Here is a 24,808-nt window from a genome sequence, read left to right as displayed (position 1 = left end):
CCGGTTAATAAATCTTATGCCCTTATTCAGGAAAAAGGTAAACCTTTACTTTCATTCCGGCAGTGAAATTTGTTTCTTCCTCCTTCAGTTCAATCATCCCATTTGCCTGTGCAAATGAACTCATTCTGAAAGATTCCTGCGCATAGAGTGGTGTAACATTTCCATCATTAAAATGAGCTTTCAGGAAATGCGTTAAGCCGGCAGCTTTTGTGCAATCCTGCGTCAGCACAGCTTCAACGACCTTTAACCTGCTTTTGCGGCTTGCCATTTTTTCAAGAGCAGGCAGCACATACTGGTAAAAACAGCTCAGTACCGAAGACGGATTACCTGGCAGGCCAAAAACTACCTTAGCTTCTTTTTTACCGAAATATAAGGGTTTGCCCGGTTTCTGTTTCACTTTATGAAAGATCTGCTTAATGCCGCATTGTTCCGCAGCCCTGATGACGAAATCATAATCTCCAACACTCACACCGCCAGTCAGCAGTACCACATCGTTTTGTGTTAACGCTTCCTGCAAAACAGCTGTGAGTTCCTCTAGGTGATCGTCTGCCAGATAAAAATGGATATCATTTAAACCGCATTGCTGTAAAGCTGCGGTTAAGGAATACGAATTGGATTCATATACCTGGCCAAAATTCAATTCACGACCCGGTTGCTGAAGTTCTTTACCTGTAACGATTATCCCCACGGCAGGAGTTTGGTGAACTTCCAGTTCGGCATAACCTATTCCTGCAATAAAACCAATAGCCGCAGGACTGAGCTGGCTCCCTTTGGAAATCGCTAAGGCCCCTTTTGCAACTTCGGCACCTTTATGACGAACATTAAGGCCTTTGCTGAGTTGTGTATCAAGAATAGTCAGCATACCATTATTTACGGTTACCTTTTCCTGCATCACCACCGTATCAGCGCCTGACGGCAGAGGTGCCCCGGTAAAAATCCTGGCAGCCTGTCCGGCTAACAATTGGAATTGGGTAGCTACGCCGGCCTGCATTTCGCCGGTAATAGTTAAGGGAAGATCTTTGTCTTCAAACCGCAAGGCATAACCATCCATTGAGGATTGTTCAAATGCCGGGATATCGTGTTTTGCATAAATATCAGCGGATAAAGTATGACCCGCTGCCAGGGCTAATGAAACAGGATGAACGGGCATGGGACTCACATTTTCCTGTATTAATGATTTTGCTTCTGCTACGGAAATCATACGATTTTGGTTAAGAATTAACCACCAATGGTGATCATACTTCTGTTATGAATGGTATTTGCTTCAATATCTTGCAGTAATCCTGAAAACTGACCACCAAGTGCCTTCGCTTTGTTACCTATACATTCGTGAATTAGAGGCAGAACAGGTTCTCCGTTTCTCATTGGACCCAATAAATCAGTCTCTGATTCGGAGAAAAGACAGTTTTTCAACTTTCCATCTGCCGTTAAACGCATCCTGTTACAAGTTCCGCAGAAAGGTGAAGTCATGGTACTGATAATGGCAAAAGAGCCGGAATGACCTGCTACTTTATAATGTTTGGCTGTATCATTTGGTCCCGCCGCCAATGGGTAATACGTATATTTTGAGTCGACCTGCTGCAGAATCTCTTCCATAGAAACCACTTTATTGCTGGTCCACCTGTTTCCTGCAAAAGGCATGAACTCTATAAAACGAACTTCAATGGGATAGTCTTTGGTCCATTCCACAAAATCTACGATTTCCATATCATTCAGTTCTTTCATCACGACTACATTGAGTTTTACCTGAATGTTATTTTCCAGTAATAGCCTGATATTGGCCATCACCTGTGCAAAGATATCACGACGGGTAATCAAATGAAATTTATCAGCATCCAGTGTATCCAGGCTGACATTGATACTTGTAATATTGGCCTCCAGAATAAGATCCAGGAATTCATGTATCCTGGCTCCGTTAGTGGTAAAAGATAAATCGATATTTAGTCTGGACAAGGCCAGGATGATCTGTCCGGCATCTTTACGGACCAAAGGTTCTCCGCCAGTAAGGCGTATTTTGGTTACCCCTTCATTTACAAATATTTTTGCCAGCGACTCAATTTCATCAGCCTGCATTAACCTGGAAGCTTTTGTAAATTCATAATCCTCTTCCGGCATGCAATAAAAACAGCGGAGGTTACAGTTATCTGTAAGCGATATCCGCAGGTAATTATGTACACGATTGAAAGAGTCTTTTATCATTTTATTATTTGGTGATATTTTTATTTATCAGTTTAATATAATCTTCCGGCGTGTCAATATCTACAGCACCATCCTCAAATGGCACTGAGGCAAGCTCATCCTTATATCTTTCCAGCAGCTTTTTTGCTCCCTGTTCTCCATTTAACAAAGCAAGGTCAGCAAAATGATACTTTGAAAACAGTACCGGAACGCCGAGTGTACCCGAATAAGCACTTGCAATAATATCCTTACCGGTTGATTGTGCCCTTTCTACAAGTGCGGCAAAGACCTCTCCGGTAATCAGCGGCTGGTCACATACCGTCAAAATTACGGCATCCAATTCTTTATTCTCCTGCATTACATGTTGCAACCCCGTACGGATGGAGGTACTCATTCCCTGTTCCCAATCCGGATTGTAAACTACTTTTACACCGGTATGGTTGATATGACGTTCTATCTTCTCGTAATTACCTCCTAAGATAACAACTACCCTGCCGAATGCTACCTTTTTGGCTGCGTCTGTAGTGGTATCAAGTAAACTTTTATGCTGATATGACAATAGCTGTTTGGGTTCACCTAACCTTGCAGATGAGCCAGCCGCCAGTACAACAATTCCTATCTTCTTTAAATCATTCTTCATTCAACAATATTAACTAACGTATTTCCGTGGATCGGGGCCTCCTTTTCCCTCAAAGAGATACCTGATTTACCACTTGTTACTTTTTTAATTTCAGCAGCAATAGAAAGTGCAATTTCTTCCGCTGTTTCAGCGCCGAGATCCAGTCCTACGGGACCAAATATTCTGGCTGTCTGATCCGTACTGAGGGTAATCCCCTCTTCTTTCAGCTCAGCTATCATCCTTTCCAGCTTTTTTCTCGGCCCTAAACTACCAATATACGGACAATCATGCTGTTTAACCAATAATTTTAGCAGGGCAATATCATAATTATAATTATGCGTCATCAATACAAACACGGTCTGCGTATCGATCGTTACCTGTGCAGCAACCTCATCTGGCTTTCCTGCTATAATTTTGTTCACATTTGGGAAACGCTGTGAATTCACATGCGTCACACGTCCGTCTGCAACCGTCACATGCCATCCGAGTATGCGGCCAATTCCGGCCAAAGGCAAGGCGTCATTACCCGCCCCAACAATCACCAGGGCAACCGGCGGCTGTACAAATTCTATAAATGCCGTTAACAAGGTCTCTTCTACAGTATAATCTTTAGCAATTGATGTCTTAGTAGATAACACCTCAACAGCATCCTGCAATAACTGCTGGCGGTAAGATTCATTCAGCGTACCAGTAGTTTCTGCATCCGGTAATAATAACAGGCAGGTGCCTGGCAGCAGTTCCTGCGGATGCTGTAATGAAAATAATGTAACTAATACCCCCTCCTGCCTTTTAGCAGACAATTGCCGGAGTAATATAACAGGATGATCTGCCCGATCGGGATCAATGGGCTCAAAAAGAATATGTACGATGCCATTACAGCCGAGCTGCACACCAAATTTGGCGTCATCCTCATCTGTCGTATCATAGGTTACCAGCTTATTCTGCTGCTGATTGATAACCAGCAATGCTTTACGCAGCGCATCACCTTCAAGGCAACCCCCGCTGATCGCACCGGTCAGCATCCCATCGTCGGTAACCAGCATCCTGGCACCCGGGCGACGATAAGAAGAACCATTTACATGTACCACTGTTGCCAGTGCCATGCGCTTGCCAGCTTTCACCGCAGCAGTATATGCATCAATAATATCCAGGATTTCTTTCATAATTATATTCTGTTCCGGCAGATTTAAACCCGCACCTGATTTTTGTCCTCTTCAGCCAGCTGAAGTACCTTATCCATAGTAATGGGAAGGTCGCGTACCCTTACACCGGTAGCATGAAAAACAGCGTTGGCAATGGCCGGGGCGACTGCAATGATCCCTATTTCACCTACTCCCTTTATACCAAGCGGATTCACGAGGTCATCATGCTCTTCTACAAAGATAATATCAATATCGTTGATATCCTTATTTACGGCAACGTGATATTCACCCAGGTTATGGTTCATAAACCTGCCGAAATTATTGTCCATTACCGTTTCTTCTTCAAGCGCTTTACTGATTCCCCACACTACTGAGCCCAGGATCTGACTCCCGGCGGTTTTAGGATTAAGTATTTTTCCTGCAGCTACGGCACACACTACGCGTGTAACAATAACAGTACCCAGGTCCTCGTCAACTTTCACCTCTGCAAATACAGCCGCATGGGAGTTAAAAGAGTGTGTAGTCTTGGCGGCAGGATCAGGACCTGACATTCCACTTTCTATAATACTATCCGTTTCTGTTAAACGCATGACCTCGATAATTGATAGTCGCGAGCCGGGATCACTGATTAAAAAGATATGTCCTTCAGCCATGGTCAGCTCTTTTGGAGCCGCTCCCGAAAGCGGGCTGTGCTTTGTTTTTGAGGCCAGCTTAAATAATTTGGCCTTTACTTCCTCACAAACAGCTTTTACTGCTGAACCGACCGAGGCAGCTGTCCATGACCCACCCTGTAGTGGTGCCATTGGCATCAGCGTATCTCCTAGTTTAAAAGTGACATCATTGATATCCATTCCCAGCGTTTCAGCTGCGATCTGTGTCATGATGGTATAGGTACCGGTTCCAATTTCTGAAGTCCCGCTGCTCACTGTCAGTTTACCATCAAGACTCAGCACTGCCTGCGCTTTTGCCGGCATTTGCAAAGCATCCCAGGCACCATTAGCCATTCCCCAACCAATAAGCTGATTCCCTTCCCGCATAGACCGCGGTTCGATTGATCTGCCTGACCAGCCAAATTTTGCAGCTCCCTGATCATAACAGGCACGCAGTTCTTTACTGGAATAAGGTTTACCTTCTACCTGATCATCTTCTGCATAGTTGATTTTCCTGAATTCCAGGGGATCAATTTTTACCGCATAGGCAATTTCATCTATAGCACTTTCAAAAGCATGTGCACTCGTTACTGCTCCCGGTGCACGCATATCCGTAGGAGTAGCAACATCAAGTTTCACGAGTTCATATTTCAATTTCACATTTTCGCAGTTGTACATGGTGCCCGACCAGTTCACCACAATCTCCGTATAATCTTCAAATTGTGAGGTTTCGCCATAGGCCTCATGCTGAATAGAAGTCAGTTTTCCGTTCTCATCAGCACTCATCGCTACGCGCTGCACAGTGCCCGGGCGATGCCCGAATGAAAACATCTGTTGTCTGGTCATCACCACACGTACCGGCCGCCTTAATTCAAGCGCAGCCAGCGTGGCCATGAAAACCTGGTATTGCGGACGCAGACCCGATCCGAAACCACCGCCAACAAAAGGAGAGACTACCCTCACATTTTTGAGCGACAGACCAAAAATATTACTGATATACAATTGAACGTTACTTACTCCCTGTGTTTTGTCATAGAGGGTGACTTTTCCATCTTCTTCCCATATGGCTGTGGTCGCAAACATCTCCAAAGGATTATGGTGTTCTGCTGCATGTACGTACTCTCCTTCAATCTTGTATTCGGCCTTTGCAAAAACACTTTCCGCATCTCCCCTGCTTTTGGGCTGTACATAACCTACTTTACCCATAGGTGCTTTTTTGGAGCGATGAAGATTATCCTGCAGATTGGTGACCAGCTTCTCTTCTTTATAAGTCACTTTAATCAATGAGGCAGCAAAACGGGCCACCTCGAAAGTTGTAGCCACAACCAGTCCTATCGGCTGCATGCTATAACGTATTTTATGATCATATAAAGGCCTGAAGGGATCTCCCGGCGGAGAATCCATATCCTTATAACTCTTATTGAACCAGGCCAGGCCTGAAACATTTTCATGTGTAAAGATCTGCACCACCCCGGCTACCTGCATAGCCTGGCTGATATCAATTTCTTTTATTTTCCCTTTAGCGATAGTACTGTTGATGATATAACCAAAGAGCAAGCCCTCTGCCTCAAATTCAGCAGCATATTTGGCTGTACCAGTTACTTTAAGTGATCCGTCTACACGGTTTGCCGGCTGGCCGGTATAATTGGTCTTCATAATTTAAGCTTTAGACAGATCAGATAAGATGGTAGATTCGTTTTTCAGGGCCATAGTTAAGGCGCGCACAATTGCACGTTTAGCGAGTTCGATTTTAAAGGTATTATGTCCAAAACCCCTTGCGCCGCTCAATACGGTTTCTGCAAATTCCCTAAAGCCTGCTGCTGTGGCGGACTGACCTTTTAACTGCTCCTCTGCCTGCCTGTCTCTCCAGGGTTTATGTGCAACCCCACCGAGGGCGACGCTCACATCCTGAATGACATTACCTTCCATTTTTAAAGCGGCGGCAACGGAAACCAGTGCAAAGGCATAAGATTGACGGTCGCGCAGTTTAAGATAGGCAACGTTCGTTTTAAAATGATCCGCAGGAAGGTCAATTGAAGTAATTAAATCGCCATGCTCCAGATGATTGTCCAGATGAGGAGTATCACCCGGCAAACGGTGGAAATCAGCGAAATCAATAGTGCGTTCGCCATTCACCCCGGTTACATTCACTTTAGCATCCAGCGCCATTAAGGCAACACACATATCCGATGGATGTGTGGCGATACAGGTTTCACTTGTCCCTAGAATTGCATGGATCCGGTTAAAGCCATTAATTGCCGAGCAACCAGTGCCAGGCTCCCTTTTATTGCAAGGTGTAGCGAGGTCGTAAAAATAATAACACCGGGTGCGTTGTAAAGTATTGCCACCGTTGGTAGCCATATTTCTCAGTTGAGGAGATGCCCCAGCCAATATGGCCTGAGATAAAAGGGGATAATTTTCTTCTACGTCTTTATTCCAGGCTGTAGCTGCATTGGTAACCAGGGCACCGAGACGCAATCCATTATTGGGAAGTACTTCAATTTTGCCGAGATCCAGGCGGTTGATATCGGTGAGATGTGATGGCTTTTCGATATTCAGCTTCATCAGGTCGAAGAGGTTTGTTCCGCCTGCAACGAATTTAGCATCAGACTGGTTGTTTACATCTTTTACTGCCTCCACAGGATGCGCTGCGCGATGATAAGAAAAACTATTCATTTCCGGTTTCTCCTTTCACCTGCATAATGGCACTATTGATATGGGTATAAGCACCACAGCGACAAATATTGCCGCTCATGAGTTCTTTAACCTCCTCCAGGCTATTTGCTTTTCCTTCGTTAAGCAGCCCTACAGCTGAACATATTTGTCCAGGTGTACAATAACCGCATTGAAACGCATCATGTTCAATAAAAGCTTTTTGAAGTGGATGCAGCTCATCCCCTTTAGCAAGACCTTCTATGGTGGTAATTTCTTCACCATCTTTCATCACTGCCATGGTAAGGCAGGAATTGATTCGCTTTCCATTCACCAGAACAGTACAGGCGCCACACTGACCGTGGTCGCAACCCTTTTTTGTTCCTTTAAGTTGCAAATGATCGCGAAGGGCGTCTAAAAGACTAACCCAGGGCTGTAGTTTTAAATTGTAAGCTTGTCCGTTAACTTTCAGACTAACGGGATAATGTTCCGGCAGCTCTACTGTTTCTGTTGCGTTTTTCATCTTTGTAGGTTGATGAAAAATCCAACAGGTAATCTTTTGAAATGTTTTTGCTAACGGAGCATCAAACGCTATTTAAACAGAATACAAATAAGTTTACATACGGTAGCGCAGGGATACTGATCTTCCCAGGGCCTGTGCAAAGTCGGGCTCCAGCGTTACTTCACCTGCCTGCTGAATCCAGATCTTTCCATCTTCTTTTGTCAGAGTGATCGGCTCTCCATTTAAAATTATCTTCAATTCTGTAGTTTCCTTATTTATTGCGGAACCATTCAAAATTTCGTACACATAGTCTATATCCTTGTACGTTATACGCATCTTCAATCCCATATTATTCTCCTCAGCTTCAAAGGTAATTTAAAACTCCTATAACTCGGGGATTTTGTTTTTATTACGTCAAATGACCTTATAACATGCAAAATACCGCATATAACAGATTATTTAGTCATATATAGCTGATTAAACAGTAACCTGAAGGTGCTCTGCGACTGTCCCCGGAAAGTGATCTCGGGACCAAAAGCATATAATTTACCCGCACCTACCGGTGCCACAAAAGCAGCAATACCATCTTTCAGGTAAGCTTGTCCGAATGCCCAGCCACTGCGTAATGGGGTTTCAGTTGCGAACCATGCCAGGCGTTTTATTCCTTTTGCCGCGGCATCTGCATCGAATTTGAATACCGGACTTTTATCAAAATCTACATCATTTTCTGCAGACATCCCATAATTGGCGGGTTCCGCAGTATCAAAAGTGGCGCGCAATAAACTTCCCGGAATGTAATATTTAGTTCCGGGCAAGGGATGCTCTTTTCCGTCGGCCTTCTTTTCTGTCAGCGCACTGTGCACAGGTAAACCCAGGTGATAGGCAAGATTGGTACTGGTACCTATAGTCACGATTGTACCACCAGCTTCCATGAATTTTTTAAGTTGCGGAATAGATTTAGCAGCAGTGATCTTTCCTGTCCATGGCCGGAACTGCACAGGAATATCATCTGCTTTAGTCTGACTATCAGCAGACATGGATTTTGGTACGGCACCCACAGGTGGGATTGCACCGGTAACGAAAACAATCACATCATATTTTTTATTCAGCTTTCCGGCATCAATATGCTGCGGATAGATCAGTTCATAAGGGTAATGGTATTGTTCCATGATCCAGCTTAGCCAGCCGGCAGGAATAGACCCTCCATAATTGTTCCAGAGGGCAATACGAACAGGTGCCAGCTTCACGATTCCCGCAGGTGCTTTTGCTACACCAGAAACTTTCAGTCCCAGATCAGAAGATGCCTTTGTCAATATGGTCTTTGATCCTGCAGATGCCGGAATATAAAAAGTACCCGGACCATATCCGGGCATATTGCTGATGCCGGCAGGTACACGGTAAACTTTAACTCCTGACTTCAGCAAATCGTTTACCGCAATGAAAGCATTATTTATTGCCGGGCTAATGATATAACCTGCGGTGGCCGTATTGGTAATGATTTGTTTGGCGGGCGACTGGAGCGTACCGTAAGGTATTTTGTTAAAGGGCCCCTCAAAACTTTCCATCACACGGTCAAATTTGACACCCATCTGGAAAGCCAATGTCCAGCCCGCAGCATCGTAAGGGCGAACAGGAGGTCCGCCTTCGTATTGAAAATCATTTGGATGGTCCTGTGGCTCAAACATATCTATCACATGCGGACGAAAAGCCTGGTCGGTCCTTACGATATAAGAACCTGCAGGATAATTTTTCCCGGCAATTGTAAAAGCTGAACTGGACTGCTGCACCTGTATACCTGATAAGATCAGCGCATTGATAAATTTAACAGCAGTGGGGAAATCTGTTTGGTCGGCCGGAATAATATAGCCGCGTGCATCACGGTTAACCGGATTTTTTAATATCTGGTCGAAATATTTAACAGGGATATTTCCTTCACGTCCAGCGGAGAATTCGCCCGCCTGTGCAGTGCTGTCCTTCACCGCTTTCTGATCATTTTTAAAAGCTGTTTTAATCGAATCTATATATTTCGGATAGAATGTCCAATGATCTGTACTGCCGCGGCTTATTGAATTTTTACCCATCCGGTAGATGTTATACAGCAGTTCACTGCGGTAGCGTGAAGCATAGGTAAGTACTGCATAATTCAGGGATACCGAGTAATCAATAGACTGGCGGAAATGCCACTTTTGCGGAACAACCGGATTTGGTGTTGCCCCACCCGGAATCAGTCGATCAGGTACCAGAGGTACATCTTCAGGGGTAGGACCACCGATAATTTCTGTCAGCAGACCTATCATATTGTGGAAATAAGGAGTAGTGCGTAATCCCCCATTCCACCAGGTGGAAAATTGTGAACCTGCACGCTGCGTATAACCAGGTTTATCTTCACTATTTAACCTGTTATTCATTGCTGCACCTACGGCATCAATACTGGTCACAATTAAGGGGTCGTATACATAATTGAAAGGATCACGGTAAGGCGGACCTGCCAGAACAGAACCTGCCGGACCTCTCTGGTGGTGATTATACATAATTTGCGGGAGCCATTCTACAAAGAGCTGGCGACTAATATTCTGGCTCTCCTTCATATTCATCATATAAAAATCCCGGTTATTGTCGTGCCCCACATATTTTTCATACAACCTTGGAATATCCATCTTGCGTTTCAGCGTATCCGTCTCTCTCATGTACCAGTCCGACACCAGCTCCTGCCCGTCCGGATTGGCATGGGTAAACAGGATCACATCGTTCTCCAGGATGTTCATTGTTTCTGCATCAGTTCGGCTAACCAGCTGCCACATGGATTCAATCAACTGATGCGTACCTACTACTTCAGTAGCATGTAAGCCGCCATCTATCCATACAACAGCTTTCCCTTCCGCTGCCAGTGCTTTGGCTGCTGCATCAGAAAGACCCTCTGCATGCGCCAGCTGCTGCGCGATTTCTTTATAACGATTTAGTTTTTTGATATTTTCAGGCGATGATACGATCAGCATATACTGATGCCTACCTTCTTCTGTCATGCCGATATCGACCAGCTTTGCACGGTCAGAGCGCGCTAACTTCTTAAAATAGGCTTCAGTCTGCGTATAGTTTGCCAGTTTATAATCCTCCCCGATAGTAAAACCAAAATGTTGTTGAGGTGAAGGGATAACCTGGGCATGAATAGCCGAAACACAAAACAGAACCGGGAATACCAGCAATCGATGAAGTTTTTTAACCATGAATTTCAGTAAATAGGTTTGAATAGTATCAATTCTGAGGAAAAATTACCTTTGCCTTTCCTAAGCAGGGCAAACAACGCTTAGGATTGGCATTGGTATGATTGATAATAACCGTAAGGTAGTTTTTCAATCATACTTTACAAAATAAATTATACGATTATGTTAAAAAATCATAATTCCCCTTTGTCTAAGGGGTGTAAATAAATTCCTTAAATTTGTTCCTCATCATTCTATACTGAACATTTGCATATGACATACCAGGAAAAACTGAGCGAAATACGTAAACAAATGAGGGCCGATGATATTGAGGCCTATATTATTCCTTCTGCTGATCCGCATATAAGTGAATACTTACCGAAACATTATAAATGCATACCATTTACTTCAGGATTTACGGGTTCTGCTGGAACTTTAGTGATCACACATGATTTTGCAGGGTTGTGGACTGACTCCAGGTATTTTGAGCAGGCAGCAGAACAACTGGCCGACAGTGGCTTTGAGCTGGTGAAACAAAAAGTACAGCATGCGCCGGAGTATATACAATGGCTAAATGAGAAGCTGAGCAAAGGTGCGCTGGTAGGCACAAATGAAAAACTGCTCTCCATTCTTTTGGGTGATCTGCTGACGCAACAATTTGCAGGTGCAGACATCAAACTGGTGGACAAAGATTATCTGTCTCCGATCTGGGAAGACCGCCCCCCTTTACCTGACTCAGCAGCTTTCCTCATTGAAGAGGAACATATTGGCCAGTCTGTCAGCTCAAAGCTTGCTGAAGTCAGAACCGCATTACTCAAAAGCAATGCTGAATACCATCTGGTTTCTTCACTGGATGATATTGCCTGGTTATTTAACATCAGGGGAAAGGATGTCAATTATAATCCGGTAGTTTTAGGCTTCGCACTGATCAACCAGGATCATGCTAAACTATTTATCAATCCTGCAAAGTTAACCGACGAGGAAAAAGTGACCTTGCTGAAAAGCGGAACAGAGATTTTACCTTATGAGGAAATAGCAGAAACGCTGACCAAAATACCAGCAAACAGTTCCATCTTTATCGATCCGAAACGCAATTGTTTTGCTTATGCGAAGCTGATACCGGCTACGGTGAGACTGATTAAAGAAACCAATCCTTCTACAAATCTGAAAGCTGTTAAAAACGAGACAGAATTAAACAATACACGTGAAGCGATGCTGAAAGATGGTGTGGCGATCACGAAGTTTCTGAAATGGCTGGATGATCATATTGGAAAAATTGAGATTACCGAACTATCTGCAGCAGCCCGGTTACGTACCTACAGAGAAGAGCAGGAAGGTTTTATAGGCGATAGCTTTACCACTATCAGTGCATACAGCGCTCATGGTGCATTGCCTCATTATTCTGCTTCTGAAGAGAGCAACTCGATCGTAAAACCTGAAAGCCTGTTCCTGGTTGATTCCGGCGGACAATATTTTTACGGTACCACGGATATTACGCGTACCATCCCGATGGGCGCAACAACAGAACAAGAACAAACGGATTATACCTTAGTACTTAAAGGGATGATTGACGGCTGCAAAGCAAAATTCCCTAAAGGAACATGCGGTTATCAGATTGATGCAATTACAAGGAAGCCTTTATGGGATTATGCCATTAATTACGGACATGGAACAGGTCATGGCGTTGGTTATTTCCTGAATGTACATGAAGGACCCCAGGTATTTAATCCGGCCAATATCCCTGTCCCTGTAGAAAAAGGCATGATCACTTCTATTGAACCTGGTGTTTACCGTCCCGGACGACATGGCATCAGGATTGAAAACCTGGTACAGACCATCAGTATCGAGGTAAATGAATTTAATGAGTTTTATGGTTTCGAAACATTAACCATAGCACCTATAAATACCACTATAGTAAAGAAAGAATTGCTGGAACAATCGCAGATTGACTGGCTCAATGCTTATCACGCTTCAGTTTTTGATCAGCTGAGCGGCAGACTGAACGAAGAGGAAAGTGAGTGGTTAAGCGCAGCGACCAAAGCCATCTAATCAAAAGGGCTGCCAAAAGAAATTATCTTTGGCAGCCCTTTTTTATATCATCAGATCTAAGCTTGTAACCAGGTATATGCTGCGCCGACTAAGGCCGCATCTTCCCACATCTCACTCTGTTTCAAAACAACATTTTTATTGTCTAAATGCTCCAGTACAATGGGTATAAAATGATCCCATGTTTTAGCGATATTTCCACCAATAACCACCACATCAGGTTTTTCCTGCGCAATGAAGCCATTTAAAAAAGCGGCTACGTTCTCACCAAATTCCTGAAAAATCTGATCCTTTACGGACTGATCTGCAGATGCCAGTAAAGACTCTACATTCTTGATCTCTTCACCTGTAATTTCCTGGTATCTTTTGGAGAACCAGCGGGTAGAGATATACTCTTCAGCAATACTATCCTTGAAAGGAATGAAAGACAGTTCAGAATCGACAGTTGTACCCTGACAATTACTTGCAGATCCCAATCCTGTACCCAATGTGATACCTACAGCACGTTTTGCACCTTTTACCGCTCCTGCGGCCAGTTCACCATGCAGGAATGCTTCTGCATCATTTCGGAATAAGATATTCTCCTGAGGGATAGACAGCTTTTCAGCAAGCGTCTGCAGGATATTCATTTCATATAAAGAATCATACTTCTTGGTACCTTTCATCAATGAAATTCCTTTTGCATAATCAAAAGGGCCCGGCATAGCGATACCGATTTTAACGGTCTCATTTCCCTCGCGGGCGATCAGTGGCGAAAGTGCTTCCACCCAGGCTTTAAAGATAACCTCTGCACCTTCTGTCGACGCTACACGCGTCCTGATTAATGATTCCTCAATTACATTGAAATTTATTGCATCTACATGCGCAGCAGTAATATGTGAGCCTCCAATATCGACTCCTATATAAGGCAGTCCGGGCGATTTGATATCCATTCGAAAAATATAGGGATAGTAATTATTTGATCAACTTCAATAAATATGCACCATAACCACTTTTAACAAGTGGTGTTGCAATAGCACGCAATTGTTCTTTATCTATAAAGCCCATCCTGTACGCCACCTCTTCTATACAACCGATTTTTAAGCCCTGACGCTCTTCGATCACCTGTACAAACTGTCCGGCCTGCATCAGTGATGCAAAGGTTCCTGTATCCAGCCATGCGGTACCGCGACTCAACACACCTACTTTTAATTTTCCCTGCTCCAGGTATTCCCTGTTTACATCAGTGATTTCATACTCACCACGTGGAGAAGGTTTGATATTTTTAGCAATTTCCACTACACTGTTATCGTAGAAATACAGTCCGGGAACTGCGTAGTCAGACTTAGGTTCTACCGGTTTCTCTTCAATAGAGATGGCTTGTTTATTTTCGTCAAATTCCACCACACCATAACGTTCCGGATCGGAAACACGGTAAGCGAAAACTACACCACCATCAGGATCTGAACTTGCCTGTAAAAGCTTAGCCATACCATCACCATAGAAAATATTATCACCAAGAACCAGCGCCACCTTATCCTCACCAATAAAATCGGCACCAATTACAAAAGCTTGTGCCAGACCGTTTGGTTCTGCCTGTACGGCATAGGAGAATTTACACCCCAAACGGCTTCCATCACCTAATAATTTTTCAAAATTAGGTAAATCATGAGGAGTGGAGATAATCAGTATTTCCTTTATTCCTGCAAGCATTAAAGTTGACAGCGGGTAATAGATCATCGGTTTATCGTAAACCGGCATCATTTGTTTACTCATGACCAGAGTTAAGGGATGCAACCTGGTGCCGCTACCCCCTGCTAAAATTATTCCTTTCAAAATTTGTTTGTTTTATATGGTTATAGATTTGAAGATACACTATTTTCTAATTCGGCATACCAGTCGGCGCCATATTTTCTGATCAGCGGACCTTTCAGAAAAGTATATACCGGCACTTTGAGCTCCCTGCCAAAAGAACAGGCATCAGAACAGATATGCCACCTGTCATAATTCAGCACATCAAATTCCGGATATTGCGTAATTCTAATCGGATATAAATGACAGGAGATAGGCTTCTGCCAGTCTACGATACCTTGCTCGTGTGCCTTCTCAATGGCACACTTGGTAATTCCATTTTCAAATGTGACATAGGCACATTCCTTATTCCCGTCCACACAAGGTGTAGTGAGGTCCCCGTCCTGGTCCACTACGGAAGTGCCGTAGGCTTCAATTGCGGCTATCCCTTTAGGCGCGAGCAGATGTTTTATTTTAGGATATATATCAGCCAGTATTGCCGTCTCGGCAACATCCAGCGGTGCACCTGAATCACCCTCTACACAACAGATACCTTTACATTTATTCAAGTTACATACAAAACTTTCGCTTATAATGTCTTCGTGTATGAGTGTGTTTTGTACTTCTATCATTTATTATTATTTTTCTTTAGCCAGCGGATATTTCAATCCGGCAGCCGATTTAATCTCCATGGTCACCGCACCCACTATAATCTCCACCTGAGCCTTTACAGGCACCCTGTTGCCATCATCGGTGATCCAAAGATACAAATTACTATCCTTTCTAAAGATTCGTCCCGGATCAATAGAAGGGCTGAATTTTAAACAGCGGATATTACCCAGTTTACTTTTGATAACTTCCTTACCTACATACTTTATTTCCAGCTGCTGGATTTTATCGCCCAGAAAATAGTTCAGTTTAAACTGTTCGCCAATTTTCAGCTTTGAAATATCAAGACTACGTGAAAAATAATAGGCAGAAACAAGATCGAAAGTCTGAGTGGTCGGCGTGGTAAAGGTGCCGCGGTTAGAGACTACCTTTTTAGCATCCTGGCTAAACCTTGCCTTATCCTGGCGTTTGTAACTGGCTTCCCTGACATTCTCCTGGTAAAAATAAGGAGTTAGATCTTTTTTATCAATATAGGAGTCGTAATGGTCCCTGATTTTATAAAAGACGTCAAAGGTCCCTGAAGTTTTTGCATCAACCACCAACTGGTAGGTTGGTTTATTATCGAATTTCAAATCCGAGTTTAATACTTTTATAGTTGCTTCAGCGGCAGTAATAAATCCATATTTCAATTTATATTCCAATACCTCCCCCGCTTTGAAAACAGGTTCCTTCTGCAAAGGCAGCTCCTGTGCGGAGAGTCTGCATGCGGTAATTAAAAGTACAGTAAATAAAAATAATTTCCTCATACCGTGGTTAAACAAAAAGCAATCCAAAAAATTAGTCCTTTCGTTTATAGACAGGAACTGTAGAGCAGGGTTCGCCAAACATGATACTTTTTACGACCGGCATCAGTAAACTGGTGATTTCCACATAAGCAGCTAAAGGGATATCCAGATCACCGCAACCTTTAATCACGACACGCTGATCCTGAAAAGCTGACAAATCTATCTTAGCCATTGCTTTTGTGAACAGCACAGTTTCCAATACGTCTAATCCGCCAAACACGATTTCATTCGCGTAAGGCTTCAATTTAATCGCAAGCAACATATAGGCCCATGTAGGTACAATTGCATCAGCACTGCAGATTACCGCTACATTTTTGCCTGTATAAACCGACCAGTCATGCACTTTGATAAATTCCCTGAAATCCTTTTCCCTCAACATCAGTCCGTGGAAAAGATTCTCCTTAATGTCGTACACTACGCGCGCTCCCGGATGATAATAATGCTCCAGATTTAAAGTAATCAAACCGCTGGCAGCAACCTTATTGACTATATTTTCCTGAATATCCATTTCCGTAAAATAAAAAAGCCGGAAGTAACATTACTTCCGGCTTCAAAATTACTTAAATAAGATTAATAGAATTTCACCCTATTGTCTTTTATCTCGCTTTTTTCCTGTAATGCTGCAAATGCAGATCCCAGTAAACGCTGACCAATAGCCTGAAGCATAGCTTCTTTTTGTTTATAGGTATTTCCCAGTGGTGCAGGATTGGTAAATCCATTCACTGTAAATACATACACAGCACTTTCACCTTCAACAGGCTTAGATAATTTTCCAACCGGAGAGCCGAATACACTTCCGATCAGTTTGTTTTCCTGAGCAGCTCCCGGAACAATAGGATTGGCAAATACGATATTCTGAACCGGCATCACTGTGGTTCCTAATTTCTGTGCCAACTGGTTTAAATTACCAGCTCCTGCCTTGTTAATTTTCTCTATCAGCATTTTTGCCTTAACCGCATTGATGACCAAAGGTTCAATATCTTTCTTTACTGACTCCAATGGTAAAACACCTTTAGGTTTGATATCCGTTACATGTGCAACTACATAGGCATTATCCATTTTGTAAACTTCTGCAAGCACATCACCTTTTTCAGCACCGAATGCATCACGGATCAGCTGACGTGGATTATCTAATCCCGGAGCATAACCCTGACTTCCGGTGATTCTATCCGCTACACCTACAGTATATCCTTTTTTCTTTGCTACTTCGCTAAAGTTGTCTCCTTTAACTTCAGCAAGGAAGTTAGTTGCTTTTTTGTAAGCAGCATCCTGAGTTTTAGTACTTGGCAACAGGCTTTTTTCTATGTAAGCCAATTTTGCCACCTTAGAAGAACCAATCTGGTTTTCTATTTTAATTAAGTGCACCCCAAACTGTGAAGTCACCACTTTAAGATCACCCGTTTTTCCATTGAATGCTGCGTTCTCAAATTCAGGCACCATTTGTCCACGGGCAAAAGTACCCAGCTCTCCGCCTTTATCTTTTGAACCGTCAACACTGTACATTTTAGCCAGTGCAGAGAAACTAGCCCCGTTCTGAACCAATGTTTTTAATGAATCAGCAAATTTAACTGCTTTATCTGCGCCGCCCATTTTAGCTGCATCAATTAAGATGTGACTTGCTTTAACGGAGTCAGGAGAAAAACGTACATCCGCTACTTTAACCATTTTGTAAGAATTACCAGAGAATACCGGTCCGTAGAAACTTCCTGCAGGCAAAGCAAATACTGCTGAATCCAGCTGAGGATCCAGTTTACCTTTACCCATATAAGTGAAAGGTACTTTCACATCAGAATTAATTGCTGCAAACAATGAGTCGCTTTTTGACACTCTGAAGTCTTCCGCCAATTTATCTACTCTTGCTTTAACAGCAGCAGTATCTTCTTTTGTCGGGCTCACGCTGAAAGAAACATAGTCGAAAGAACGTGTTTCCGCAGGATTATCAAACATCGATTTATGTGCGTTATAGTAATCTGAATAATCAGATTCCGTTGGTTTAACAGACGCATCAGTAATACTCGCATAAGCAAGGCTTACATAATTGAAGTTAGCCAGTTTGTTCCTGTTCTGATATTCATCATTCGCTTCAAGAGAAGTTACATAAACAGAGTTTTTAAGCAGGTTACCATATTTCTGTTGTAACGACTGTTTTTTGATTTCTGTGGTCAGTAAATCCCATTGTTGTTTCAACTGCGGGTTTGAAGCCTGTTGTTTCAATGAATTGATCACAGCAGCACGGTCTACCTGACCAGTCTGAGGATTACCGAAATATTGTACGATCAGCGGACTTGGGTTTTTACCTGAGTAAAGATCAAAAAGTTCTTCACTGGATACATCAAGACCAAGACGCTGATATTCTTTGCTGAGTAAAATATTAGCCAGCTCACCATTCCATGCATTTTCAACAGCCATAGCTGTCATTTGCGGATTGGCACTGCCGCCATATTGTTGTTTGAACTGTTGTAAGTTCTGATCTACTTTAGTTCCAAATTCTTCGATGCTGATTTCTTCACCATCAACAGATCCCACCACTTTTTGAGATGCTGCCCAGAAAGGCTTACCTACGTTGATTGCATCACCTACTAAAAATGCAACAATTGCAAAACCTATAGCCCCGACTAAGATAAAGCCTGCGCGATTCCGCAAAAATGTCATTAAACCCATAATATCTATTATTTATATTTTTTTAAGAGGGCGCAAGATACAACTTTTGGTAAAAAAAGAAAACAATAAATTGTATTTGAATAAGTATTTATAAGTAAGGGGAATACGATGTAAGAAATAGCCCTTTTAAGGGGTTAATCCGCCATTCAGATAGGTCTCTCCTGATCCCTGTTCAAAATCAAGTGTACTGAAATCTTCCGGCGCCCTGAAGTTGATTGCATTTAAGATGGTACCATCAGGTTTTGTCACAATTCCACGCGGAGAAAAGAACATCTTTTTACGCTGATCCCAGGTGAGCTCTTCGGTGTTAAAAGTGAGCTCCTCGCGGACTACGACTACATTTTTCCTGAAAATGGTGAGTTGTTCGGTTTCCTTTCTGATCGCATAATCAGACACGATAGTTCCCGTTACTTTTTGGAAAGGATCAAAAAAGGTAATTTTAACCCCTTTAGGCATCTCCTGGTATTTAGAACCTACAGATGGGTTTACCTGATCGAGCACAGGCGCAAAACCTTTTGCTTTTACTACGGCAGAATCACTGAAGACAATTTCTACGTCTAATGACCTGTCTTTTGAAAGGGTTACTTTTTTAGCAGATATGGTTGCCGCTCTTTTCAGGTCATCCTCATTGCATGAACTGAAAAGAAGCGGTATAAGGCACAATATAACAACAGCAGATATTATACGTGAAGTTAACATTAATCGAATTTAAACTTCCTGAACCATTTATCATTCAAGGTGAAACCTAAATGAAAGTTGATATAGGTTTCCTGTAACAGGCCATTATTGGTAGTTCCTCTGCGCCCCAGTTCTGTGGTGAAGTTCATTTTATAAAAGGCTAAACCATAGTTTGGTCTTGCTAAAGGCAGACCCAGACCGAATGTAATTGCCATATCTTTAATGTCCTGATCATTCAGCTTTACATATGTTTTATCATAAGAGAAGCCTAAACGGTAATCCACTCTCTTGAAATAGCTGTTAATAGCGGCAAAATCCGGAGTGATTTGTCCACCTACAGAAACGCCTTTGGTATCCTGCAATCCCTGATTTACGGAGTTGATTGATAATTTTGACCAGTTGCCCATTCTAAAATCAGCACCAATTAACCACCTGTCGTTCTTTTGCAATACTATCCCAAAAGTATGCACTAATGGCAATTTTAATTTTCTTTGTGCACCGGCTATAGAATCTACCGTCTGTACAACCGCTACTTCATCTCCGTTAGCATCATTCAGGTATTTTGTTGCCAGAAAGGTATTGGTAGAGTTGATTGATGAAGGAGATGAACCTGAATAACCGAAGTTGATTGATGTTTTGGAATCCAGCTGGATATCATATTGTGCACCATAAGAAAAGCTGATCCCGCCGATGCTGTTTTTATTTTGCAACCGTGTATTCAACGAAGTTGGTGCTCCTGTTGTTGGATCTAAAGCGAACTCTGATGAGCGGTTTTCTATCAGATTACCGAAAAGATATTCCACATTACCACCCAATCTTAAATGATCAGCGATCTGGAATCCGTAACCGATATAAGCTTTTGTTAAACCGCCCTCTCCGGAATAAAGATAATTTACATCAGTACTGGCAGGATTATTTGGATCTGCACTACTGATTGTTCCCCTTTCTATGTAATTATAGCCAATCTCAGAATATGGCATAATCCCAAAACTGAAAGCAGAGTGTGCCGTTACAGGGAAAGCCAATGCGACGTGACTCAACGCACCATTAAAGCTGGAGTTAGTACCATTTGCATTTTTCAGGGTGGTAAATGAACCGGTCATACCAATATCGATCGTAGTAGCGGTGATTCCTGCGAATGACGCCGGGTTCTCCACATTGATCATATTGTTATTGAATGCTGTTGACGGCTTGTTAACAGCCGCGGAAATACCGCCCATTGCCCTAAACTGAGGAAGCTGTGTTCCTTTGATATTTCCAATTCCAAATCTTGAGTATGGCGACTGTGTAGTAATCTGTGCGTTTACTGAAATGCTGGCAAGCAGAACTAAAACTGCAGTAATATAATTAATCTTTTTGTACATGTTCAAATGCAATGACTTCGTTTAATCCTTTTAATACCAAATAGGGATCGTGTATAATCTGAGGCGCAAAGATGCTGTTTTTTAATTGTTCTAGCAAAAAAGTCGCATCTCCCCCCGTTATCAGTACCTTAAGGTCTTTGTTATTTTTGTTATAAAGCGCTATAAAGCCCTCTACCTCGTTAATTGCACCCTGTAATACGCCATTGGTAATGGCATTAATTGTATCCGTACCATCCGGGATCTGCACTGCATCTTTATCCCATTCCACCAGTGGCAATTTGCCTGTATAATGGTTTAAAGCCTTAAACCGCATACTCACACCCAAACTGATACTCCCTCCGTAGTACTCCCCTTCATTATTCAGCAGGTCATACGTAATACACGTACCTGCGTCAATAATCAGGCAATTGAGTCCGGCATAAATATGATGCGCAGCAATAACTTTTGCCCATCTATCCTGTCCCAATGTTGAAAGTGTTTGATAAAAGTTCTTTATTCCTGTGTTCAGTTGTGTTGAAAACTGGATAAAGCTGGTATTTTCTTTTAAAAAAGCTGTTATTTCTGCAACATCCTGTCTAACATTTGAAACTGCCGAATGCGTTATGCTATATTTATCAATTAAATCTGCCAGCATCCGCTGCTCAGGCAGGTCGGCACTTTGAAAAAACACCAGCAATCTATTTTCAAAAACAGCGACTTTACTATTCGTGTTGCCGATATCTATAACAAGATTATGCATTGCTTAATCCAACCTTCATCATGCAAAGCTATTAATCTTTACCAAGTTTCAAGCTGTCAAATTGTTAAAAAAAGTTAAACGAACAAAAACACCTGTATCGCTAAAACTAAAATCAGGAACAGGCTTTCGTAGAACCAGCGTTTTGTAGCGTTAGAAAAATAATAAGCAAGCAGCACTGCCCCCGGGGGCACGCACAACAGAAAATGATAGAGTTTGAAATTCGGCTTGGTATAAAAGCTCAGGATAGCAATCAGGAACATAAAAAAGAGCATCTGAAATGCTTTTCGTGTACTGATAAAACTCCGGAAGAAATTTTCACGCAGGCGGATAGTTGCCAGGATCATCATTACGCCTACCGGCACAAGCACCAGGTAATCATTATATTGTATTTTAAAAGCCGACGGAAACTTATTTTTCAAAGGCAGCCAGATTTTATAGAACATAGTGATATTGTCGTTCCAGTAATAAAATACAGCGAGAAAAAAGAAGATAATCAGGAAACCGATCAGCCCGGAAACCCACTCCCGCCAGTAAAATGAACGGTATAGCAGCAGACTTAACCAGATGAGCAATAACATCACCACAAAAGGGAAGTAAATTAATGTCCCTATAGCAATAAATATCCCCACGTCAAACATGATCATGATTGCATTAGGAGATTTTCCTATCCGCAGCAGTTTATCCATCACCAGGATCAGCATAAAATTACAGATCAGCGTTGGACTCAGGATCAGAAAAGGCTCAAACAAGCTTGCACCGGTAATATAAAGTAAGGCAGGTAAAAAACTGGGCTTAGTCAGCAGCGCATGGTTATTTACCACTCTGTTGAAAATCAGTGCCTGAATATAGATCAGAATACCAGCAATAAAAATATTGAGTGCTACCGGCAAATCTTCCCCAATAGGAATCTGCACCATAAATTTTGTGTAGGATTCCAGGAATTCAAAATTCAATCTTTCTGGCAAATGTGCAAAAATGGCTATACGCATAAAAAAAGTATACGCGAACAGCAGCAGCAGGTTTATTGGATTTAATGTTTTGAATTGATTGATCATGCCTCTAATAGAACGGCAAAGTAAAGAAATTTATCTGGCAAACTGATTTACAACTTGCGCAATTACGTCAGCTGTTTCATCTGGAAAATGAAATTGATGCGCCTGCGGTTGTTCCACCCAGTGCTGAATGATGGGCAGCCAGTTTTTATCATGCCCCCAGATCACCGGTAAGCCCATTTCTTCCAAGGCAAATGCATTACATTGCTGTTCATACTGGAACTTCATGGGCACCACCAACAGCTTTTTGCCGAGGTATAACGCTTCTGAAGGTCCTTCAAAGCCACCTCCTGTAAACAAACCTTCACAGCTGGCCAGACTGGCATTGAACTGTTCATTATTGACAGGACATACGCTGACATTCTGATCTTTAAAGCTTACTTTAGTATGTTTTGAAAAGATCTGCCAGTTTACGCCAGGTATTTTTTTCAGAATCGGCACCAGAATCTGATCATCTACAGCAGGCAGATAGACGGTATAATGGCCAAGATTACTGGTGATCAGCTCTCTTATTTCCGAGCGGATAACCGGCGTATGGATAAAATCATCGTAAGCTTTAAAATGAAATCCTACATAATGGGTAGAAGGTGCATAGTATTTCATGACCAGCTGGGCCCAGCTGATACTTTTTACCTGAGGAACTTTTTTTGACTGGAATGAGGCCTGGTGACTCAGTCCCACGCTCTCTATGCCTTTTAATTTACAGGCCCATGCGGTTACAGGTTCGAAATCATTCAGGATAAGATCGTAATCCTTTAGAGGCAGACTACGCATATCACGTACAAAACGTGGCAGGTTCATCGACTTCCAGGTTTCATAATGGTCCACTCCGCCTTTTTTTCCGAAGATAAAGCTGAATCCGTGTAACTGATAAGTAAGTTCCTGACTCAGTTTTACATCGGCCTGTGTACCACTGATTAAAAGATTTACTTCACCATGCTGTTGTAACAAAGGTACAATTTCACGTGCACGGCTGATATGGCCATTTCCCGTACCCTGAATAGCGTAAAGTATCTTCATTCTGACCGAATATCTGTAATTTTTATAAACTAGACAATCTCTAATTTTATCTTTTCGAGTAAGATATTGATATCCAGCTTACTGTGCAGGTTTTCTCCATCAGAAAGAATCCCGTCTTCTGCCTCATCATGCTGGAAGTCCTTATGGTCGTATTTAAAAACTGTCCATTTTTTATCATTGTATTCCAGCGCTGTCAGGTTCTCTACCCAGTCCCCGCTATTCAGATAAACCACCTCGCCGTCATCTGTTTTCACTGTGCGCATTTCGGGCTGATGGATATGTCCGCATACCACGTAACCATAACCATTCTTTGCCGCCAGTTCTGCTGCAGTCTGCTCAAAGCTATTGATAAACTTAACTGCATCTTTAAACTGTGCTTTCACCTTCTTGGAAAAACTCATCTTTTCCTGTCCGAATAACTTAAGTCCCCAGTTTACCATACTATTGATCAGGATTAAACTATCATATCCAACTGCGCCCAGTTTAGCCAGCCATTTGGAGTGCTGCATGGTTACGTCAAATATATCGCCATGAAAGAACCATGCTTTCTGTCCGTCTATTTCTATAACTAGTTTATTCTGAAGGTGAAAAGAACCCAGATGCATATCTGCGAATTTACGCAGCAGCTCATCATGGTTACCGGTAAGATAATAAACAGGCACCCCTTCCATGACAAATTTCATCAGCTTCCTCACAATTTTCATGTGTGTTTCAGGCCAGTACCGCTTGCTGAACTGCCAGATATCGATGATATCTCCATTTAAGATGAGCATTTTCGGCTTAATGCTTTTCAGATATTTAAGAAGTTCTTTTGCATGGCATCCATAAGTGCCTAAATGAACATCAGAAATTACAGCGATTTCTACTTCTCTTTTACACGTCATCTTCGTCTATTGTCAAATCATAAGGACTGAAGAAGAAGGCTACTAAAGCAATAACACATACTATAATAATGACTTCTTCCATAGGATTCTCTGGTTCATACAAAAATGCAATAAACAGGTTAACAAGCTGTTAAGAAAACATTATGGTATCAACAAAATAAAAAAAGGTCTGCCCTTTTGGAGGAGCAGACCTTTCT

At 42.4% G+C, this 24,808-nt stretch carries 22 protein-coding genes; 1 reads left to right on the top strand and 21 read right to left on the bottom strand.

Annotated features, from left to right (window positions below):
* Nucleotides 1–22 precede the first annotated feature (22 nt).
* The 9 genes from glp to OQX62_RS16985 all read right to left on the bottom strand — a co-directional run bounded on the left by glp (nucleotide 23) and on the right by OQX62_RS16985 (nucleotide 10,967).
* Nucleotides 23–1,201, bottom strand: a complete 1,179-nt coding sequence (glp, locus tag OQX62_RS17025) for a gephyrin-like molybdotransferase Glp (RefSeq protein WP_265832821.1) — start codon at nucleotides 1,199–1,201, stop codon at nucleotides 23–25.
* 17 nt (nucleotides 1,202–1,218) lie between these two features.
* Nucleotides 1,219–2,199 (bottom strand): GTP 3',8-cyclase MoaA, encoded by a 981-nt coding sequence (moaA, locus tag OQX62_RS17020; protein ID WP_265832820.1) that lies wholly within the window; start codon nucleotides 2,197–2,199, stop codon nucleotides 1,219–1,221.
* A 4-nt stretch (nucleotides 2,200–2,203) separates the two neighbouring features.
* The gene (locus tag OQX62_RS17015; RefSeq protein WP_265832819.1) at nucleotides 2,204–2,818 is read right to left on the bottom strand and encodes a nucleotidyltransferase family protein; all 615 of its coding nucleotides are present in this window, start codon (nucleotides 2,816–2,818) and stop codon (nucleotides 2,204–2,206) included.
* Entirely contained in the window at nucleotides 2,815–3,960 is a 1,146-nt protein-coding gene (locus tag OQX62_RS17010; protein WP_265832818.1) for an XdhC family protein, read from the bottom strand. Before OQX62_RS17010 ends, OQX62_RS17015 begins: the two co-directional genes overlap by 4 nt.
* Nucleotides 3,961–3,983: 23 nt before the next feature.
* Nucleotides 3,984–6,245, bottom strand: coding sequence for a xanthine dehydrogenase family protein molybdopterin-binding subunit (locus OQX62_RS17005; RefSeq protein ID WP_265832817.1), 2,262 nt, complete (start codon nucleotides 6,243–6,245; stop codon nucleotides 3,984–3,986).
* 3 nt (nucleotides 6,246–6,248) lie between these two features.
* Nucleotides 6,249–7,265, bottom strand: a complete 1,017-nt coding sequence (locus OQX62_RS17000; RefSeq protein WP_265832816.1) for an FAD binding domain-containing protein — start codon at nucleotides 7,263–7,265, stop codon at nucleotides 6,249–6,251.
* On the bottom strand, nucleotides 7,258–7,764 hold the full coding sequence (locus OQX62_RS16995) for a (2Fe-2S)-binding protein (protein ID WP_265832815.1): 507 nt from the start codon (nucleotides 7,762–7,764) through the stop codon (nucleotides 7,258–7,260). Before OQX62_RS16995 ends, OQX62_RS17000 begins: the two co-directional genes overlap by 8 nt.
* Before the next feature lie 93 nt (nucleotides 7,765–7,857).
* Nucleotides 7,858–8,079 carry a hypothetical protein gene (locus tag OQX62_RS16990; RefSeq protein ID WP_265832814.1) on the bottom strand — a complete coding sequence of 74 codons (222 nt, stop codon included), beginning with the start codon at nucleotides 8,077–8,079 and terminating at the stop codon, nucleotides 7,858–7,860.
* 119 nt (nucleotides 8,080–8,198) lie between these two features.
* Entirely contained in the window at nucleotides 8,199–10,967 is a 2,769-nt protein-coding gene (locus OQX62_RS16985) for a M14 metallopeptidase family protein (protein ID WP_265832813.1), read from the bottom strand.
* 249 nt (nucleotides 10,968–11,216) lie between these two features.
* Between OQX62_RS16985 and OQX62_RS16980 the strand changes: the two genes are divergently transcribed.
* On the top strand, nucleotides 11,217–12,992 hold the full coding sequence (locus OQX62_RS16980) for an aminopeptidase P family protein (protein ID WP_265832812.1): 1,776 nt from the start codon (nucleotides 11,217–11,219) through the stop codon (nucleotides 12,990–12,992).
* Nucleotides 12,993–13,048: 56 nt separating this feature from the next.
* On the opposite strand, the gene OQX62_RS16975 is transcribed toward OQX62_RS16980, so the two are convergent.
* The 12 genes from OQX62_RS16975 to OQX62_RS16920 all read right to left on the bottom strand — a co-directional run bounded on the left by OQX62_RS16975 (nucleotide 13,049) and on the right by OQX62_RS16920 (nucleotide 24,611).
* Nucleotides 13,049–13,921 (bottom strand): ROK family protein, encoded by an 873-nt coding sequence (locus OQX62_RS16975; RefSeq protein ID WP_265832811.1) that lies wholly within the window; start codon nucleotides 13,919–13,921, stop codon nucleotides 13,049–13,051.
* Between the two features lie 22 nt (nucleotides 13,922–13,943).
* Complete coding sequence (rfbA, locus tag OQX62_RS16970) at nucleotides 13,944–14,804, bottom strand: glucose-1-phosphate thymidylyltransferase RfbA (protein WP_265832810.1); 861 nt, start codon at nucleotides 14,802–14,804, stop codon at nucleotides 13,944–13,946.
* Between the two features lie 20 nt (nucleotides 14,805–14,824).
* Entirely contained in the window at nucleotides 14,825–15,391 is a 567-nt protein-coding gene (locus tag OQX62_RS16965) for a DUF3109 family protein (RefSeq protein ID WP_265832809.1), read from the bottom strand.
* Nucleotides 15,392–15,397: 6 nt separating this feature from the next.
* Nucleotides 15,398–16,174, bottom strand: coding sequence for a DUF3108 domain-containing protein (locus OQX62_RS16960; RefSeq protein WP_265832808.1), 777 nt, complete (start codon nucleotides 16,172–16,174; stop codon nucleotides 15,398–15,400).
* Nucleotides 16,175–16,205: 31 nt separating this feature from the next.
* Complete coding sequence (locus OQX62_RS16955; RefSeq protein ID WP_265832807.1) at nucleotides 16,206–16,721, bottom strand: DUF2480 family protein; 516 nt, start codon at nucleotides 16,719–16,721, stop codon at nucleotides 16,206–16,208.
* A gap of 62 nt (nucleotides 16,722–16,783) precedes the next feature.
* Nucleotides 16,784–18,874: a peptidylprolyl isomerase gene (locus OQX62_RS16950; RefSeq protein ID WP_265832806.1), complete on the bottom strand. Its 2,091-nt coding sequence runs from the start codon at nucleotides 18,872–18,874 to the stop codon at nucleotides 16,784–16,786.
* A 126-nt stretch (nucleotides 18,875–19,000) separates the two neighbouring features.
* Nucleotides 19,001–19,573, bottom strand: coding sequence for a hypothetical protein (locus OQX62_RS16945; protein ID WP_265832805.1), 573 nt, complete (start codon nucleotides 19,571–19,573; stop codon nucleotides 19,001–19,003).
* A complete protein-coding gene (locus OQX62_RS16940) occupies nucleotides 19,573–20,916 on the bottom strand; it encodes a hypothetical protein (RefSeq protein ID WP_265832804.1) in 1,344 nt (447 codons plus the stop codon). Before OQX62_RS16940 ends, OQX62_RS16945 begins: the two co-directional genes overlap by 1 nt.
* Complete coding sequence (locus OQX62_RS16935) at nucleotides 20,900–21,655, bottom strand: type III pantothenate kinase (protein ID WP_265832803.1); 756 nt, start codon at nucleotides 21,653–21,655, stop codon at nucleotides 20,900–20,902. Before OQX62_RS16935 ends, OQX62_RS16940 begins: the two co-directional genes overlap by 17 nt.
* 74 nt (nucleotides 21,656–21,729) lie before the next feature.
* The gene (locus OQX62_RS16930; protein WP_265832802.1) at nucleotides 21,730–22,710 is read right to left on the bottom strand and encodes a DUF6427 family protein; all 981 of its coding nucleotides are present in this window, start codon (nucleotides 22,708–22,710) and stop codon (nucleotides 21,730–21,732) included.
* 30 nt (nucleotides 22,711–22,740) lie between these two features.
* The gene (locus tag OQX62_RS16925; protein WP_265832801.1) at nucleotides 22,741–23,727 is read right to left on the bottom strand and encodes a glycosyltransferase family protein; all 987 of its coding nucleotides are present in this window, start codon (nucleotides 23,725–23,727) and stop codon (nucleotides 22,741–22,743) included.
* Nucleotides 23,728–23,756: 29 nt separating this feature from the next.
* Nucleotides 23,757–24,611, bottom strand: a complete 855-nt coding sequence (locus tag OQX62_RS16920) for a UDP-2,3-diacylglucosamine diphosphatase (RefSeq protein ID WP_265832800.1) — start codon at nucleotides 24,609–24,611, stop codon at nucleotides 23,757–23,759.
* Nucleotides 24,612–24,808: the final 197 nt, after the last annotated feature.

It is taken from the genome of Pedobacter sp. MR2016-24 (assembly GCF_026239655.1).
Classification (GTDB): Bacteria; Bacteroidota; Bacteroidia; order Sphingobacteriales; family Sphingobacteriaceae; genus Pedobacter.
The sequence above is the reverse complement of the archived record's forward strand: the minus strand, read 5'-3'. Positions and strand labels throughout refer to the sequence as shown.